We start from the raw sequence: 15,583 nt of genomic DNA on the forward strand, positions 1-15,583 counted from the left end.
CCCGACCGGACCCTGCCGGCAAAGGCAACGGAGACATGCAATGACTGACGTGGTGCGCAAGGACGGGAAGATCCGCTGTGATGCCTGTCCGGTCATGTGTTTCATCGCGGAGGGACGCTCCGGGGCCTGTGACCGCTATGCGGTGGAGGATGGTGAGCTGATCCGGGTTGATCCGCTGACCGTGGTGCAGCGGGTCCGGGACGCGGAGGGGCGGCTGGTGCCGTTCCTGGAGGGCGCGGAGGACTGGGACGGCGAACTGGTCCGCCCCGGCGACAGCTTCATCACGGCGGTCGGCGCGGGCACGACCTACCCCGACTACAAGCCGGCCCCCTTCATCGTCAGCCAGGATGTCGAGGGCATCGACATGGTGACCATCGTGACGGAGGGCATCTTCAGCTATTGCGGTGCCAAGGTGAAGATCGACACCGACCGCCACCTCGGCCCGGAACGCAATCTGGTCCGCGTGGACGGGGAGCCTGTCGGCCATGTCACCACGGGCGAATATGGCTCCCAGATGCTGTCGCTGGGCGGGGTGCATCACCTGACCGGCGGCGGCAAGAAGGAAGGCCGTATCACCTGCGCCACCCTGATGGACCTGTGCAACGGCAAGGCCGTGGACATGACCGTGGATGACGGCGTGGAGATCACCGTGCAGGCGGGGCAGCCCCCGATCGTCAACGGCACGGCGGAGAACCGGATGCGGGTCGGCTGCGGGTCGGCGACCATCGGCATGTTCGCCACCCAGTGGCAGGGGCTGGTGGATGAGGTGGTGGTGGTGGATGACCACATCACCGGCGTCGTCTCCGAGCATCAGGCCGGCAAGGTGCTCGACTGGCCCGACACGGGGATTCGCATCAAGGGCCGCCGTTCCACACCGGGCCGCTATTTCCAGGTCGCGGAGCCGGGCACCGGCTGGGGCGGTACCAATGTCTCCGACCCGCTGACCATTCTGGGGGCCTGGGATCCGAAGAAGGCACGGCCCGGCCTGACCATGATGATGGTCTCCACGACCGGGGAGCAGTTCGGTTACTACGTCCTCGACGACGATCTGGTCCCGGTGGAGCACGACCTGCCGGACAGCCTGCGTCCCTCCGTCGACCTGATCGCGGAGAACTGTGAGCCCGCACTCTGTTCGGTGCTGTTCATGGGCGGAGCAGGGGGGTCGCTGCGGGCCGGTGTCACGCGCAACCCGGTGCGGCTGACCCGATCCGTCGCCGAGGCGGTCACCAATGTGACCTGCGGCGGTGCACCGGTCTATCGCTGGCCCGGCGGCGGCATCACCGTCATGGCGGATGTCAGCCGGATGCCCAGCAATTCCTTTGGCTATGTCCCGACGCCCGCCATCGTGGCACCGATCGAGTTCACCATGTCGCGGGCCGACTATCTGGCTCTCGGCGGTCACGGCGACCATGTGCAGAACCTCTCGGAGGTGCTGGGCAGGGACGGCCAGCGCCGGGTGGCGCACAGACAGGGCAATCCCTGGCCAGCCGGACAGCGCAAGCGGGACGACTGATGGCACCGGGTCCACAGGTTGCCCTGCTGCCCGATGGCAGGCGGCTGCACCTGCAGCACGGTCCCATTGACCTGCTGATCGACGCAGACGGCCCTGCCCCGGCGGTTCGCGCGACCTGGCGGGCGGCGGAGGAACGGTTTCGCGATGTGCTGGCGGTGCTGGTGGAGGAACTGCCCGCCATGCGCCGACCCTGCCCCGAGACCGGGATTGCGCTGGCCGGTCCCGTCGCCAGACGGATGGCCGTCGCCGTCACGCCGCATGCACGGACATTCGTCACCCCCATGGCAGCGGTGGCCGGATCGGTCGCGGACGAGATGCTGGCCGCGATCCTGGCCGCTGCGCCCAACCTCGACCGCCTGCACGTCAACAACGGTGGCGACATCGCGCTCTGGCTGGCGGCGGGCCAGTCCTGCGTCAGCGGCATTGCCGGACCGCCGCCACGGTTGCGCATCATCGACCGGGTGCTGATAGGCGCGGATGACGGGATTGGCGGCATCGCCAGCAGCAGCCGTCACGGGCGCTCCCTGTCACTGGGCGTCGCGGACAATGTGACGGTCTTCGCGCGCAACGCGGCCATGGCCGATGTGGCGGCGACGCTGATCGCCAATGCCGTCGATACCGGCCCCCATCCGAACGTGAAACGCCGCCCGGCAACCGATCTCGACCCGGACAGCGACCTCGGCGCGCGGCTGGTCACGGTCGATGTCGGCAGGCTGGCGGCAGACGACGTGAGACAGGCGCTGGAGCGGGGCATGGCGCAGGCAGAACAGATGCGTGCCGCTGGTCTGCTGGATGCGGCGCTGCTGATGCTGCAGGATGAGACACGACAGGTTGGCCACCTGAGACGGCCAGGAGGCGAGCATGGAATACATCCGGAACCACTGGTACGTGGCGGGCTTCGCGTCGGAGTTCGGTGAGGGTTTCACCACCGCGACGATCCTGGAGGAAGAGATCGTGCTCTATCGCGCCAGCGATGGCACGGTCGTGGCGCTGGAGGATCGCTGCCCGCATCGCGCCCTGCCGCTGTCCATGGGCAAGCGGATCGGCGATCAGGTGCAGTGCGGCTATCACGGTCTCACCTTCGGGACCGACGGGCACTGCGTCCGGGTGCCGGGACAGCGCAGCATTCCGCCACAGGCCTGGGTCAGGCGCTATCCTACCCACGAACGGCACGGCATCGTCTGGATCTGGATGGGCGCGGAGGATGCGGCGGACACGTCGCTGGTCTTCGACATGCCGGAGTTCACCGATCCCGGCTGGGCGGCGCACCAGGGGGAAGCACTGGCGTTCGAAAGCAACTACCTGAACGTCGCCGACAACCTCTGCGACCCGGCCCACGTCAGCTTCGTCCACCCCACGACCCTCGGCAATCCCGACAGTGAGGACGTGCCGGTGCGGGCGCGGCGCCATGGCCAGATGGTCGAGATCTCACGCTGGATCCGCGACAGCGCGCCCATCGGGTTCTTCCAGGCCTATGGCGGTTTCAGCGGCAATGTGGACCGCTGGCACTACTACTATCTGCATGCCCCCTGCATTGCCGCCATCGACTTTGGCAGCGCCGATACGGCTCTGGCCCTGCCGGAGGAGCGGCGCGGCGAAGGCATCCAGATCCATGCGCTGCATTTCATGACTCCGGTCAATGCCACCCGGACCATCGACCGCTGGATGCACCTGCGCAACACGGCGGTAGATGACCCGACGGCGGGGGAACGGATCAGCGACCTGCTGCGCAAGGCCTTCGCGGAGGACAAGGCAATCCTGGAAGCCGTCCAGCGCAAGGAACTGCAGCCCCGCGACCGCCCGCCGGTCCGCGTCGCCATCGACGCCGGTGCCAATCACTACCGCCGCATCGTCGCAGAGATGCTGGCCGCCGAGCAGGAAGTCGCAACGGCGGCGGAGTAGCGGCGGCAGGCACGTGCTGTTGGGTGAAATGCCCGGTACTTCAGGGTGGTCCCAGGCCTTCGACCCGATCAGGCGCTCTCGCGCAGGGCGGCGGCTTCGGCGAGGTCGACGGAGACAAGCTGGCTGACACCGCGCTCCGCCATCGTGACGCCGAACAGCCGGTCCATCCGGGCCATGGTGATCGGGTTGTGGGTGATCACCAGGAACCGGGTGCCACCGCGACCGGCGAGATCCTCCAGCAACAGCATCAGCCGTTCCACATTGGCGTCGTCCAGCGGCGCATCGATCTCGTCCAGCACGCAGATCGGGGCAGGATTGGTCAGGAACACGGCGAACAGCAGCGCCGTGGCGGTCAGAGCCTGTTCGCCACCGGACAACAGGGTCAAGATCTGCATCCGCTTGCCCGGCGGGCTGGCCATGATCTCCAGACCGGCCTGCAGCGGGTCCTCCGCCTCCGTCAGTGCCAGCCGCGCCTCGCCGCCGCCGAAGACCCGTTTGAACAGCACGGTGAAGTGGCCGTTGACGGTCTCGAAGGCTTCCAGCAGGCGCGCCCGCGCCTCGCGGTTGATGGCACTGATCCCCTGACGCAGCCGCTGGATCGCGGCTTCCAGATCGGTGCGTTCGCTGGTCAGGGTCTCGATCTTCTCCTCGACCTCCTGCGCCTCGATCTCGGCCCGCAGGTTGACCGGCCCCATATTCTCCCGCTCGCGTTTCAGCCGCTCATGGCTGCGTTCCGCATCGGAAAGCTGCGGCAGTTCGGCATCCTCTTCCAGTCCGCCAGCCTCCAGCACCTTGCCCGGCGGGCACTCCATGGAGTCCCGGATCTCGCGGGTCAGCCGCTGCAGCTCCGCCTGTCCCATCTCGACCGCGCCTTCCTTGCGGACATGGTCTTCCCGCGCGGTCTGAAGCGCCGTCTGGATGGTACGCAGTTCCCGGTCGGCCTCGGACAGCAGCCCCTCCGCCTCCGACAGGCGTTTCACGGCTGCGGCGCGCGCGGCCTCCGCCTGCCCGATCCGTTCCACCAGATCGGCACGCTGCGTGGTGATCGTGTCGGGACGGCGGGCAATGTCCTCCAGCGCCTGCCGTGCAGCGGACTGGCGTTCGCCGAGTTCGGCAACCGCCGTGCCCGCCTCCGTGGCGCGGTTGGTCCAGTCGGCGGTTTCGCGAGTGATCTCTTCCCGCCGCCGCTGGCGGAAGCGCCGTTCGCGTTCCAGTCGCTCCTGCGCCTGTCGTGCGGTATCCAGCCCGGTGCGCGCCGTCTCCACGGCCTGCCGCGCCGTCGCCTGCGCCTGTTCCGCGCTGTCGGTCTGGGGCAGCGTCGCGAACTCGCGCGTCAGTCCCTCGACAGCCTCCGCCGCCGCTGCACCATCGCGGCGCAGACTCTCCAGTGCCGCCGCGAGCCGTTCCCGCTTCTGCCGCTCGCCATCTGCCTGGCGACGCATGGCGGACAGGGCCTGACCCGCCTTCGCGATCTGCTGTTCAGCCTCCGCGCGGCGTGCCCGGCTGGACCGTTCCGCCCCGATCACACGGGCCACGGACTCCCGCGCCTTCGCGACCGCCTGTTCCAGTTCCTGCATCTGCCTGCGGGCCGGTTCAACCTGGCCCTGCACGGTCTTCAGCCGGTTCTGCTGTTCCAGCCGGATCGCGCCCGCCGCATGCTTGCCCGCGCGACGGACGAAGCCGTCCCAGCGCCAGAAATCGCCCTTGCGCGACACCAGCCGCTGTCCGGGTTTCAGCGTGGCGGCGACCCGGTCCCCGGTGTCGCGATCCGCCACGACGCCCACGGCATTCAGCCGTCGCGCCAGCGCGGCGGGACCCGTGACATGGGCCGAAAGCGGCTCCACGCCATCGGGAAGGGCCCCGGCGAGGTCCGCCGGTTCGACGGTCAGCCAGTGTGCGGGTGCATCGGTTTCAAGCGCCGCCTGGGCACCATCCCCCAGCGCGGCAGCGAACGCGGTCTCGAACCCCGGCGTCACCTGCACCTGATCGAGCACCGGCCTGTGCGTCGTCCTTGCATCACGCGCCAGCAGCCGCGTCAGCGTGTTCAGCTCTGTCTCCAGGGCGGAGAGCGTCGACTTCGCGCCGCGTTCCGCCTCGATCGCGGCCGTCAGTTCCTCCTCCGCCGTCGCCCGCGCCTGTTCCGCCTTCGCGATCTCGTCGGCGATGCCTTCGATCACCTGTCGCGCCGCTGCCTCCTGCGCCTCGGCGGCGGCAATGCGGTCGGCCAGCCCCTGGTCGCCGGTCCGGGTCATGTCCTGTTCGGCAGCCCGCGTCCGGCGCTGCAACTCGTCCCGCCGGGTGGTTTCCTCCGAGACCCGGCGGCTGAGCGCCTGACGACGGGCGCGCAGGTCGGCCAACTGTTCGGTCGCGGCGGACAGCGCAGCCTCGGCCTCCGCCAGCACCGACTTGCGGGCGGCCACATCCTGCTCGGCAGCCTGTTTCAGATCATCCTGACCGGCAGACGCCTCGTCCAGCCTGGCGGTCTCGCCGGCCAGTGCCTGGACCCGTTCCGCGGCCTCCGCCTGGCGACGTGTTTCACGTTCCAGATCGCGGTCGAACTGGACCAGCCGTTCCTTCAGCTCCGTGATCGTCTGCCGGACCCGTGCCTCTTCCTGATCCAGCGATTCACGGGCCACCAGCAGCCGCTGCAGGGCTGCCGCCGCTTCCGCCTCCGCCTTGCGCAGCGGCTCGATGCGGGCCATGGCATCGGCCTGCAGGGTGCTTGCCGCCGCCGCCGCGCGGGTGGCTTCCGTCACCGCGGCCTCGGCCTCGTCCTTCACGTTGCGGGCGCGGTTCAGTGCCTCCAGCGCCGCCGAGTAGCGCAGATGGTGGATGATCGCCTCCGTGCGACGGATCTGGTCCGACAGGTTGCGGTAGCGGCTGGCCTGCCGCGCCTGCCGTTTCAGCGCCGCAAGCTGCGTGTCGAGCTGTCCGGTCACATCGTCCAGCCGTTCCAGGTTGGTTTCCGCCCCGCGCAGGCGCAATTCGGCCTCATGGCGGCGCGAATGCAGGCCGGTGATTCCAGCCGCTTCCTCCAGCAGCAGGCGACGCTCCGACGGTTTCGCGCCGATCAGGGCACCGACGCGCCCCTGGCTGACGATGGCGGTGGAGCGGGCACCGGTCGCCAGATCAGCGAACAGCAACTGCACGTCCCGTGCCCGCACATGGCCGCCGTTCAGCTTGTAGTCGGAGCCGGATTCACGGGTGATCTTGCGGCTGACCGTGATCTCCGGCGCCTCGCTGTAGGCGGCGGGAACCGGGCTTCCGGCCGGGTTCTCAAGCGTCAGCTGAACTTCGGCATGATTGCGGGCAGGCCGGGTGGCGGAACCGGCGAAGATGACGTCATCCATCTCCCCGCCGCGCATGTTCTTGGGCGAGGTCTCACCCATCACCCAGCGCAGCGCCTCGACCAGGTTCGACTTGCCGCAGCCGTTCGGTCCCACCACCCCGGTCATGCCGGGGGCGATGGTCAGTTCCGTCGGTTCGACGAAGGACTTGAAACCGGTCAGCCGAAGCTTGTTGAACTGCACTGGTGCCGCGCCACCCCTGTCCTGGCCCTAGAGGGCGCTCTCGATCCGGTCCGACAGCGCCTCGAAATCCAGGCCCCCTTCGAACTTCTCGCCATTGACATAGACACTGGGCGTGCCGCTCACCTTCATGCGCTGGTGACCGTCCAGCCGCGTGGCCAGCAGCATGTCCACCAGCGACTCATCAGCCATGCAGGCGTCGAACGCCTCCGACGAAACCCCACCGAGCAAGCCGATCTGGCGCAGGGCTGCGGCCGGGTCGCTGGCGCTGGTCCAGTTCGGCTGCTGCTGGAAGAGCTGATCGATGAAACCGAAGAACTTCTGCTCCCCGCCACAACGCGCCAGCATCGAGGCCTGCAGCGCATAGCGGTCCAGGGGAAATTCACGGAACACGAAGCGGACCTTGCCCGTTTCGATGAATTCCTTCTTCAGCTTCGGATAGATCTCCTCGTGAAACCGGCGGCAATGCGGGCAGGTCATGGAGGCATATTCGATCACCTCCACCGGTGCCTCGGGGTCGCCCAGAACCATGTCACCCTTGGCATAGTCCGCTGCCCGCGCGACGCCAGGGACCAGAAGGCCACTCATGGCCAGCCCGGTCGCGATGCCCCCGCTCACCAGCACGCTGCGGCGCGAAACATTCCGGTCACGGCCCGTGTCTTGAATCTTGTTTAGTGTCATTGCCTGTTCTTACCCACTACATGTTGTGAAATCATACTGCCGCCCGCACACAGCCTCAATCCGAAAAAGACGGAGACTGCCAACCCGACAGCTTGGTGCAGAATAGGGCCAGATCATGACGATTTGTGATCGGAGTCAGTCACTTCCCGGTGTCTTCACCCGCGCCGAAGATCGCCGCCCCCAGCCGGTGCAGGGCCTTGCGGGTTTCCGGGTCCGTGATTCCGGCGGTCACGCGATCCAGTTCCACACGCTCCGATTCGGTCAGGGGACGCAGGTTGCGCGCCGGTTTCTGCTGCCTTGGCTGGATCGCGACCTGGCGCAGGCGGATCCCGGTCACCGCCCGCCAGCCGAAGAAACGGTTCACCCGCTCGATCAGCAGCGGCTCCAGATGCTGGATCTCCGTGGCCCAGCCCGGCGCGACACTGAGGTGCAGCAACGCGCCGTCAGCGGCGGCGGCGCGTTCCTGCCCCTCCACCACGCGGGGCCAGTTCAGCCGCTCCGGCCGGCACTGGTCGGCCAGCGCGGCACCGACGATCTCCGGCCAGCGCAGCACGATGTCGGTCTGCGCGAAGCCACGTTTGCGGAAGGTCGGCGACAGGATAGCGGCCACATCCTCGCCCGCCCGGCGGAAGCCGCCCTTGCCTCGGCGTGGTCCACTGCCTAATGCTGCTGCCGTGCTGTCGGTGCCCGCCGCCGGTCGCTTCGCTGTCACCTGCCCCTCCCGGAGCCATGCCTGATACACGTCGCATCATAGCCGACCTGCTGGCCCACTACGACAGCCACCGTCGCCACCTGCCCTGGCGCGCCGATCCTGGCGTGCGACCGGACCCGTACCACGTCTGGCTGAGCGAGATCATGCTGCAGCAGACCACCGTGCAGACCGTGATCCGGTATTTCGAGCATTTCCTGAGCCGCTGGCCCACCGTCGCCGATCTGGCCAATGCCGATCAGGACGCGGTGATGCATGCCTGGCAGGGCCTGGGCTACTACAGCCGGGCGCGCAACCTGCTGAAATGCGCCCGGGCCGTGGTGCAGGATCATGCCGGGTGGTTCCCGGAGACGGAGGCCGGACTGCTCGGCCTGCCCGGTATCGGCCCCTATACCGCCGCCGCCATCGCCGCCATTGCCTTCGATCAGCCGACCATGCCGGTGGATGGCAATATCGAGCGGGTGAGCGCGCGCCTGTTCGCGGTGGAAGAGGCCATGCCGGGTGTGAAACCGGAACTGAAGCGTCTCGCCGCGAGACTGATCGCCCCGACACGCCCCGGCGACATGGCGCAGGCACTGATGGATCTCGGGGCCACGATCTGCACACCGCGCAGCCCGGCCTGCGGGCGCTGCCCCATCGCCGGCGAATGTGTCGCGCGGGAGCGCGGCATTGCCGCGGACCTGCCGCGCAAGGCACCGAAGAAGGCAAAGCCGACGCGGCACGCCGTCTTCTTCTGGCTGACGCGGGCCGACGACGGTGCCGTGCTGTTTCAGCGTCGCCCCGACAAGGGACTGCTGGGCGGCATGATGATGCCGCCATCGACCGAATGGCGCGACGGCGAGGCATGGGAAGCCCGTGCCGCACGGGAACAGGCCCCGGTGACCGCGGACTGGACACCGCTCAACGGCGGTGCGCGCCATACCTTCACGCATTTCCATTTCGAGATGCAGGTCTGGGTCGGATCCGTGCGCAACGGCCACGGCTTCGACAGTGCGGACGACATCTGGTGTCCGCCGGACCAGCTCGACCGGCTGGCCCTGCCCACGGTCGCCAAGAAGGTCTGCCACCATGCCCTGTCGGGAGGCACACTTGTCTGAGCGGTTTCACGACGATGACCTCTGGGTCTTCGGCTATGGCAGCCTGATGTGGCGGCCCGGCTTCGACCATCTGGACCGGCAGCGGGCGCTGCTGCGGGGACGGCACCGCCGTCTCTGTGTCTGGTCGTGGCACCATCGCGGCAGTCAGGCCAGTCCGGGCCTCGTGATGGGGCTGGACCGGGGCGGGGCCTGCGTTGGCATCGCCTATCGGGTCGCCGCCGCGCAGGCCCGGGAAGTCCGCGACTATCTGGATGCGCGGGAACGGGTGACACCGGTCTACCTCGCCACGGACGTGAAGCTGAGACTGGCCGACGGTCGTCCGGTGACCGCCCTGACCTACACGGTGGACCGTGCCAATCCGCAATACGCCGGGCGGCTGGATCTGGAGACGGCGGTAACGACGGTACGCGGCGCGGTCGGCCACAGCGGCCGCAATCCCGACTACGTGCGCGAGACGGCGGCGCATCTGAGGGAAATCGGTGTATACGACCCCTTCATGCAGGCGGTCGATGCGGCCCTGCACAGTTGAGGACCGGACATGCTCGCCCTGTGGATACCCGTCACCATTGCCGCCGCCTTCCTGCAGAACCTCCGCTCCGCGCTGCAGAAGGCGATCAAGGGCAGGCTGTCCACGGCGGGTGCCGCCTATTCGCGCTTCATCTACGCCCTGCCCCTGGCGCTCCTTTATGTATGGGGCCTGCATGACATCGGCGGTTTCGACCTGCCGCAGCCGAACGGGCTGTTCCTGCTCTATTGCGCGCTGGGCGGGCTGGCGCAGATCCTGTTCACGGTGACGCTGCTCTGGATGTTCTCCTTCCGCAGCTTTGCCGTCGGCACGACCTTCTCGAAGCTGGAGGTGGTGCTGATCGCCATTCTTGGCGCGATCCTGCTGGGGGACACGGTGGGGCCGCTGGCAGCCGTCGCGATCGGCGTCGGCGCGGCAGGCACGGTGCTGCTGTCGCTGACCGAGACCCGGCTGACTCTCGGTGGTCTCTGGCGCGGCATGGGGGAGAAGGCAACGCTGATCGGGCTGTTGAGCGCCATGCTGCTGGGCGCGTCCGTCGTCTTCTATCGCGGTGCCGCCCTGGCGCTGGACGGGCCGGAGTTCATCATGGCCGCCGCCTATGCCCTGGCCATCTCGCTGGCGATGCAGACGGTGATGATGGGCGCATGGTTCCTGGTCTTCGACCGTCCCGAACTGGGCCGGGTGCTGAAGGAATGGCGGCGCGCGGCCCCCGTCGGGCTGGTCGGCATGGCCTGTTCGGTCTGCTGGTTCACCGCCTTCACCCTGCAGAACGCCGCCTATGTGCGCGCGCTGGGCCAGGTGGAACTGGTCTTCACCTTCATCGCCGGGGCGTTCTGGTTCCGCGAGAAGGTGCAGAAGATCGAGGTCGCGGGCATCCTGCTCATCGTCTGCGCAATCCTGCTGATCCTGCTGGCAGAGAGCTGAGAGGTTTGGATGGAACAGGCAGCAAGAGACACCCCCTCATCCCGTGACAAGCTGCCTGCCGCCGCGTTATGTAGTCACCGCCATTCAACGATCCCGGAGCAAGGGTCATGATCCCGAACCAGTTCCCCAGCCTGAACTTCCACCTCGGCGAGACGGCGGACATGATCCGCGACACGGTTTCCGGCTTTTCCGCCGACCGGATCGCGCCGCGCGCCGCCGACATCGACCGTGACAACGAATTCCCCCGCGACCTCTGGCCGGAGATGGGCGAGCTTGGCCTGCTGGGCATGACGGTGGAGGAGGAATACGGCGGCAGTGGTCTGGGATACCTGGAACATGTGATCGCCATGGAGGAGATCAGTCGCGCCTCCGGCTCGGTCGGCCTGTCCTATGGCGCGCATTCCAATCTCTGCGTCAACCAGATCCGCCTGAACGGCACGGAGGCCCAGCGGCAGAAGTACCTGCCCAAGCTGGTCTCCGGCGAGCATCTGGGCGCGCTTGCCATGTCGGAGCCCGGTGCGGGATCGGATGTGGTCAGCCTGAAGCTCAGGGCGGAGAAGAAGGGCGACCGTTACGTCCTGAACGGCAACAAGTTCTGGATCACCAACGGCCCGACCGCCGACACGCTGGTGGTCTACGGCAAGACCGATCCGGATGCCGGTCCGCGCGGCATCACCGCCTTCATCATCGAGAAGGGGATGAAGGGATTCTCCACGGCGCAGAAGCTCGACAAGCTGGGCATGCGCGGTTCCGACACCGGGGAGCTGGTGTTCGAGGACTGCGAGGTGCCGGAGGAGAATATCCTCGGCGGGCTGGGTCAGGGCGCACGGGTGCTGATGTCCGGTCTGGACTATGAACGCGCCGTGCTGGCGGGCGGACCGCTGGGCATCATGCAGGCCTGCATGGATGTGGTGATGCCCTATGTGCACGACCGCAAGCAGTTCGGCACCCCCATCGGCGAGTTCCAGCTGATGCAGGGCAAGATCGCCGACATGTACACCACCATGAACGCCTGCCGCGCCTACGTCTATTCGGTGGCCGGGGCCTGCGACCGGGGGGAGGTCACGCGCTATGACGCCGCCGGCTGCATTCTCTACGCGGCGGAGAAGGCGACCTGGATGGCGCTGGAGGCGATCCAGGCGCTGGGTGGCAATGGCTACATCAACGAATATCCCACCGGGCGCTTCCTGCGCGACGCCAAGCTCTACGAGATCGGTGCCGGGACCTCGGAAATCCGGCGGATGCTGATTGGCCGCGAACTGTTCCAGAAGAGCGCCTGAGCCATGCGGATCGCGGTGATGGGGGCCGGTGCGCTGGGCTGCTACTACGGTGCCCGGCTGCAGCGCATGGGTGCCGATGTGACCTATATCGCGCGGGAGCGCACGGTCGGTGCGCTGCAACAGAACGGCCTGACCGTGGACATGATGGAGGAGACGCTGCATCTGCCCGATGTCAGCGCCACCACGGATCCGTCAGCGGTCGGTCCGGTGGATGTCATCATCTTCGCCACCAAGCTCTACGACGTCGACGACGCGGCCCGGGCCATGGCCCCGCTGATCGGGCCGGAAACACATGTGCTGTCGCTGCAGAACGGGGTCTATACGGAGGAACTGCTGGCCGAACTCTACGGCGCGGACCACGTCTGGGGCGCGCAGTCGCTGCTGCCGGCGCAGGTCGTGGCACCGGGCCATGTCCGCCAGATCGCCAGCATCGACCGGCTGGAGTTCGGGCGGCTGGACAATGTGCAGGATGCCGCCATCACCGGCTTCCGCGACCGGCTGGAAGAGGCGGGAGTCTGGGCGCTGCTGGCCGAGAACACGCTGGAGTGCCTGTGGCGCAAGTTCGTCATGGTCGGGTCCTACGCCGCCGTCAGCACCCTGGTGCGCGCCCGTCTGGGCAAGGTCAGGTCCTGCCCGGAAAGCTGGCAGCTCTATCGCGAACTGATGCAGGAAGCCTTCGCCGTCGGCCAGGCCAAGGGCGCCGGCATGTCGGAGGGGCTGGTGGACCAGCACTGGGCCGACGGCCTGAAACGCGACCCGGAGGTGGAGACCTCCATGCAGTTCGACCGCGAACGCGGCGCGCGCCTGGAACTCGACTGGTTCTCCGGCTACATCGTCCGCGAGGGCGAGCGGCTGGGCATCCCGACCCCCTGCCATCGCGTCGCCTGGATGGCCCTGAAACCCTGGGCCGAGGGTAGCTGAGGCCCGGCTATCTCAGCCGAACTTCGCGAGGAACTGCACGATCTTGCGAGTCCGGGCCGTGAACAGTTTCGGGGTGAAATACTGTCCGGCGGCCCGCTTGGAGACCTCACCCAGCGTCGGATAGGGCAGGATGGTGCCCGCGATGTCACCGATCTTCAGCCCCTTCGACACGGCGAGCGCCCAGAGACCGATCAGTTCGCCGGCATGGGCACCAACGATCCCGGCGCCGAGAATCCGGCCCTTCCTCGTCGTGATCACCTTGACGAAGCCTGATCCCTGCCGCTCGGCGGAGGCACGGTCGTTCTCCGCGAAGGGCCAGCGCAGGATATTGATCTCCCCGTTCGCCTCCCGCGCCTGATCCTCCTGCGCGCCGACCCAGGCCAGTTCGGGATCGGTATAGGTGACCCAGGGCACCGCATCCGTCTTCGCCTTCGCGGGCAGGCGGAACAGAATGTTGCGAATGACGATTCCGGCGTGATATCCCGCGACATGGGTGAACTGCAGCCCGCCCGCCACATCGCCGATGGCATAGACCCGGCGGTTGGTGCTGCGCAGCCGGGCATCGACCTGAATGCCCTTGCCCGAATGTTCGATCCCGGCCGCGTCCAGGTTCAGACGCTCCACATTCGCCTTCCGGCCCGCCGCGACCAGCAGATGACTGCCCGCGATCCTCTCGCCCCCCTCCAGCACGATGACGGGGCCAGGCTCCACGGCCTCGATCTTCACGCCTTCGCGAATGTCGACGCCATCGTCGCGAATGCGGCGCAGCGCGATGGCCGTCAGCTCCGGGTCATCCTTGCCGAAGGCGCGAAAGGCCTCCAGCACCGTGACCCGCGACCCGAGCCTGCGGTGCGCCTGCGCCATTTCCAGCCCGATGGGGCCACCGCCGATGATCAGCAGGTGCTCCGGCTGCTCCCGGTTGTCGAAGATGGTCTCATTGGTCAGATAGTGAACCGCATCCAGCCCCGGGATCGGCGGTGCGACGGCGGAGGAGCCGGTGGCGATCACGAAGCGGCGGGCGCGGATGCGCTGCCCCCCGGCCTCCACCGTGCGCTCGTCGATGAACCGGGCCCAGTCGCGGATGACGGTGACACCCAGCCCCTCGAACCGTTCCTGGCTGTCCACCGGCGCAATCCCGTCGATGACATGGCGCACGTGATCCGCGACCGCCGGGAAGTCTACTTTCGGCGCGGTGGCCGTGATGCCGAACGGTGCGGCCTGTGTCCAGGCGTGCGCGTGATGGCTGGCGGCCAGCAGCGCCTTGGACGGCACACAGCCATAGTTCAGGCAGTCGCCACCCATCTTCCCGCCCTCGATCAGGACGGTCGGTGCCCCCATCTGGGAGGCACCGGCGGCAACGCTCAGACCGCCCGAGCCGCCGCCGATGACACAGATGTCGGTTTCCAGAATGTCGGACATGGTGCGATGGTTCCTGTTCGTGGCCGGGGGGATGGCTGTCCGCTGGCCGTTCCCCCCCTCTCCCGCCGGATTGCCCATTCGGAAGGATTCCATGGGCGAAGGGGACGGGGAGAGGGATGGAACGGTCAACGATCAGCATCAAACCTAGGATGCCTGTGGCCGAATTGCAGCCCCGGCGCGGTTGACTTGACCGTGAGGCCCACATATACACCCCTTCTCTTGCCCCCGGCACGTGTCCGGGTCCCCATTCTGTTCGTACAGGAGAGCCTGTCGTGAAGCGTACATTCCAGCCGAGCAATCTCGTGCGCGCCCGCCGTCATGGCTTCCGCGCCCGCAAGGCCACCGTGGCCGGTCAGACCATTCTGCGCCGCCGTCGTTCCAAGGGCCGGAAGAAGCTGTCGGCCTGAGGCACGGCCACGTGGAAGTCGGTCGTTTGAAACGGCGGGCCGACTTCCTCAGGCTCGCACGCAAGGGGCGCCGCACCGCCGCCAAGGGTCTGGTGCTGCAGGCTGCCCCCATTCCGGTGGGTCCGGAGAGCACCGATGAGACGGGCAACGCCATGGCGATCCGTATCGGTTTCACAGCATCCAAGAAGGTTGGCAACGCGGTCCGGCGCAACCGGGCCAAGCGTCGTCTGCGCGCGCTTGCGACCGATCAGCTTGTCCGCCAGGCACAGCCCGGCAATGACTATGTGCTGATCGCCCGCGCGGCGACGGTGGAACGAGACTTCGCCGATCTGACCGACGATCTGCTGCACTCCCTAAAACGCCTGAAACTGCTGCGGGAGGGCACGGCATGATGCTGCGCCGGATCGCGACAGTTCCCATCCGCTTCTACCAGTACGTCATCTCGCCCTGGCTGGGACCCAACTGCCGGTTTCAGCCCACCTGCTCCGCCTATGCCATCGAGGCGCTGGAGCGTCACGGCGTCCTGCGCGGCAGCTGGCTGGCGCTCCGGCGGCTGTCACGTTGTCACCCCCTTGGCGGTCATGGCTATGATCCTGTGCCGGAAACGCGTAAAAGCGCGGCAACCACGGCACCTTCCAGCCATCTTTCCCGCCGCTCCTGATCCCTGAAGTCGAGGC

15 protein-coding genes are annotated in these 15,583 nt (G+C 67.6%); 11 read left to right on the forward strand and 4 right to left on the reverse strand.

Annotation, left to right across the window (positions count from 1 at the left end; translation table 11 throughout):
• Positions 1 to 40: 40 nt before the first annotated feature.
• Genes QGV54_RS14955 through QGV54_RS14965 form a run of 3 tightly spaced genes read left to right on the forward strand, consistent with a single transcriptional unit; the run spans position 41 to position 3,415 of the window.
• On the forward strand, positions 41 to 1,513 hold the full coding sequence (locus QGV54_RS14955) for a hypothetical protein (protein WP_281016039.1): 1,473 nt from the start codon (positions 41 to 43) through the stop codon (positions 1,511 to 1,513).
• Positions 1,513 to 2,430, forward strand: a complete 918-nt coding sequence (locus tag QGV54_RS14960) for a UPF0280 family protein (protein WP_281016038.1) — start codon at positions 1,513 to 1,515, stop codon at positions 2,428 to 2,430. The genes QGV54_RS14955 and QGV54_RS14960 overlap by 1 nt, the downstream gene beginning before the upstream one ends.
• A complete protein-coding gene (locus QGV54_RS14965) occupies positions 2,375 to 3,415 on the forward strand; it encodes an aromatic ring-hydroxylating dioxygenase subunit alpha (protein ID WP_281016037.1) in 1,041 nt (346 codons plus the stop codon). The genes QGV54_RS14960 and QGV54_RS14965 overlap by 56 nt, the downstream gene beginning before the upstream one ends.
• Positions 3,416 to 3,483: 68 nt before the next feature.
• Here the strand turns inward: QGV54_RS14965 and smc are convergent, their stop codons facing one another.
• The 3 genes from smc to QGV54_RS14980 form a co-directional block, all read right to left on the reverse strand.
• A complete protein-coding gene (gene smc, locus QGV54_RS14970) occupies positions 3,484 to 6,945 on the reverse strand; it encodes a chromosome segregation protein SMC (RefSeq protein ID WP_281016036.1) in 3,462 nt (1,153 codons plus the stop codon).
• A gap of 27 nt (positions 6,946 to 6,972) precedes the next feature.
• Positions 6,973 to 7,623, reverse strand: a complete 651-nt coding sequence (locus tag QGV54_RS14975; protein WP_281016035.1) for a DsbA family protein — start codon at positions 7,621 to 7,623, stop codon at positions 6,973 to 6,975.
• A 139-nt stretch (positions 7,624 to 7,762) separates the two neighbouring features.
• Positions 7,763 to 8,335, reverse strand: coding sequence for a DciA family protein (locus tag QGV54_RS14980; RefSeq protein ID WP_281016034.1), 573 nt, complete (start codon positions 8,333 to 8,335; stop codon positions 7,763 to 7,765).
• Between the two features lie 17 nt (positions 8,336 to 8,352).
• Here QGV54_RS14980 and mutY point away from each other — a divergent pair, with 17 nt between their 5' ends.
• The 5 genes from mutY (at position 8,353) to QGV54_RS15005 (ending at position 13,080) form a co-directional block, all read left to right on the forward strand.
• Entirely contained in the window at positions 8,353 to 9,429 is a 1,077-nt protein-coding gene (gene mutY / locus QGV54_RS14985; protein ID WP_281016033.1) for an A/G-specific adenine glycosylase, read from the forward strand.
• Positions 9,422 to 9,958 (forward strand): gamma-glutamylcyclotransferase, encoded by a 537-nt coding sequence (locus QGV54_RS14990; protein ID WP_281016032.1) that lies wholly within the window; start codon positions 9,422 to 9,424, stop codon positions 9,956 to 9,958. Before mutY ends, QGV54_RS14990 begins: the two co-directional genes overlap by 8 nt.
• A 9-nt stretch (positions 9,959 to 9,967) precedes the next feature.
• Entirely contained in the window at positions 9,968 to 10,879 is a 912-nt protein-coding gene (locus QGV54_RS14995) for a DMT family transporter (protein ID WP_281016031.1), read from the forward strand.
• A 107-nt stretch (positions 10,880 to 10,986) separates the two neighbouring features.
• Positions 10,987 to 12,159: an isovaleryl-CoA dehydrogenase gene (locus QGV54_RS15000; RefSeq protein ID WP_281016030.1), complete on the forward strand. Its 1,173-nt coding sequence runs from the start codon at positions 10,987 to 10,989 to the stop codon at positions 12,157 to 12,159.
• Positions 12,160 to 12,162: 3 nt separating this feature from the next.
• Positions 12,163 to 13,080 (forward strand): 2-dehydropantoate 2-reductase, encoded by a 918-nt coding sequence (locus tag QGV54_RS15005; RefSeq protein WP_281016029.1) that lies wholly within the window; start codon positions 12,163 to 12,165, stop codon positions 13,078 to 13,080.
• 12 nt (positions 13,081 to 13,092) lie between these two features.
• Here the strand turns inward: QGV54_RS15005 and QGV54_RS15010 are convergent, their stop codons facing one another.
• Positions 13,093 to 14,499 carry an FAD-dependent oxidoreductase gene (locus tag QGV54_RS15010; protein ID WP_281016028.1) on the reverse strand — a complete coding sequence of 469 codons (1,407 nt, stop codon included), beginning with the start codon at positions 14,497 to 14,499 and terminating at the stop codon, positions 13,093 to 13,095.
• A 272-nt stretch (positions 14,500 to 14,771) separates the two neighbouring features.
• On the opposite strand from QGV54_RS15010, the gene rpmH reads away from it, so the two are divergent.
• From rpmH to yidD, 3 genes are read left to right on the forward strand one after another with little or no spacing between them, the layout of a single operon-like run.
• Positions 14,772 to 14,906 (forward strand): 50S ribosomal protein L34, encoded by a 135-nt coding sequence (gene rpmH, locus QGV54_RS15015; RefSeq protein WP_281016027.1) that lies wholly within the window; start codon positions 14,772 to 14,774, stop codon positions 14,904 to 14,906.
• Positions 14,907 to 14,932: 26 nt separating this feature from the next.
• A complete protein-coding gene (gene rnpA / locus QGV54_RS15020; protein WP_281016026.1) occupies positions 14,933 to 15,298 on the forward strand; it encodes a ribonuclease P protein component in 366 nt (121 codons plus the stop codon).
• Complete coding sequence (gene yidD / locus QGV54_RS15025) at positions 15,298 to 15,567, forward strand: membrane protein insertion efficiency factor YidD (protein WP_281019861.1); 270 nt, start codon at positions 15,298 to 15,300, stop codon at positions 15,565 to 15,567. The genes rnpA and yidD overlap by 1 nt, the downstream gene beginning before the upstream one ends.
• The last annotated feature ends 16 nt before the right edge of the window (positions 15,568 to 15,583 follow it).

It is taken from the genome of Minwuia sp. IMCC3060 (assembly GCF_029909435.1).
GTDB lineage: Bacteria > Pseudomonadota > Alphaproteobacteria > Minwuiales > Minwuiaceae > Minwuia.

Excerpts from the sequence above, each read along its gene's own strand:
- QGV54_RS14955 (WP_281016039.1), top strand. The coding sequence starts at position 41 with ATGACTGACGTGGTGCGCAAGGACGGGAAGATCCGCTGTGATGCCTGT.
- QGV54_RS14960 (WP_281016038.1), top strand. The coding sequence starts at position 1,513 with ATGGCACCGGGTCCACAGGTTGCCCTGCTGCCCGATGGCAGGCGGCTG.
- QGV54_RS14965 (WP_281016037.1), top strand. The coding sequence starts at position 2,375 with ATGGAATACATCCGGAACCACTGGTACGTGGCGGGCTTCGCGTCGGAG.
- QGV54_RS14975 (WP_281016035.1), bottom strand. The coding sequence starts at position 7,623 with ATGACACTAAACAAGATTCAAGACACGGGCCGTGACCGGAATGTTTCG.
- mutY (WP_281016033.1), top strand. The coding sequence starts at position 8,353 with ATGCCTGATACACGTCGCATCATAGCCGACCTGCTGGCCCACTACGAC.
- QGV54_RS14995 (WP_281016031.1), top strand. The coding sequence starts at position 9,968 with ATGCTCGCCCTGTGGATACCCGTCACCATTGCCGCCGCCTTCCTGCAG.
- QGV54_RS15000 (WP_281016030.1), top strand. The coding sequence starts at position 10,987 with ATGATCCCGAACCAGTTCCCCAGCCTGAACTTCCACCTCGGCGAGACG.
- QGV54_RS15005 (WP_281016029.1), top strand. The coding sequence starts at position 12,163 with ATGCGGATCGCGGTGATGGGGGCCGGTGCGCTGGGCTGCTACTACGGT.
- QGV54_RS15010 (WP_281016028.1), bottom strand. The coding sequence starts at position 14,499 with ATGTCCGACATTCTGGAAACCGACATCTGTGTCATCGGCGGCGGCTCG.
- yidD (WP_281019861.1), top strand. The coding sequence starts at position 15,298 with ATGCTGCGCCGGATCGCGACAGTTCCCATCCGCTTCTACCAGTACGTC.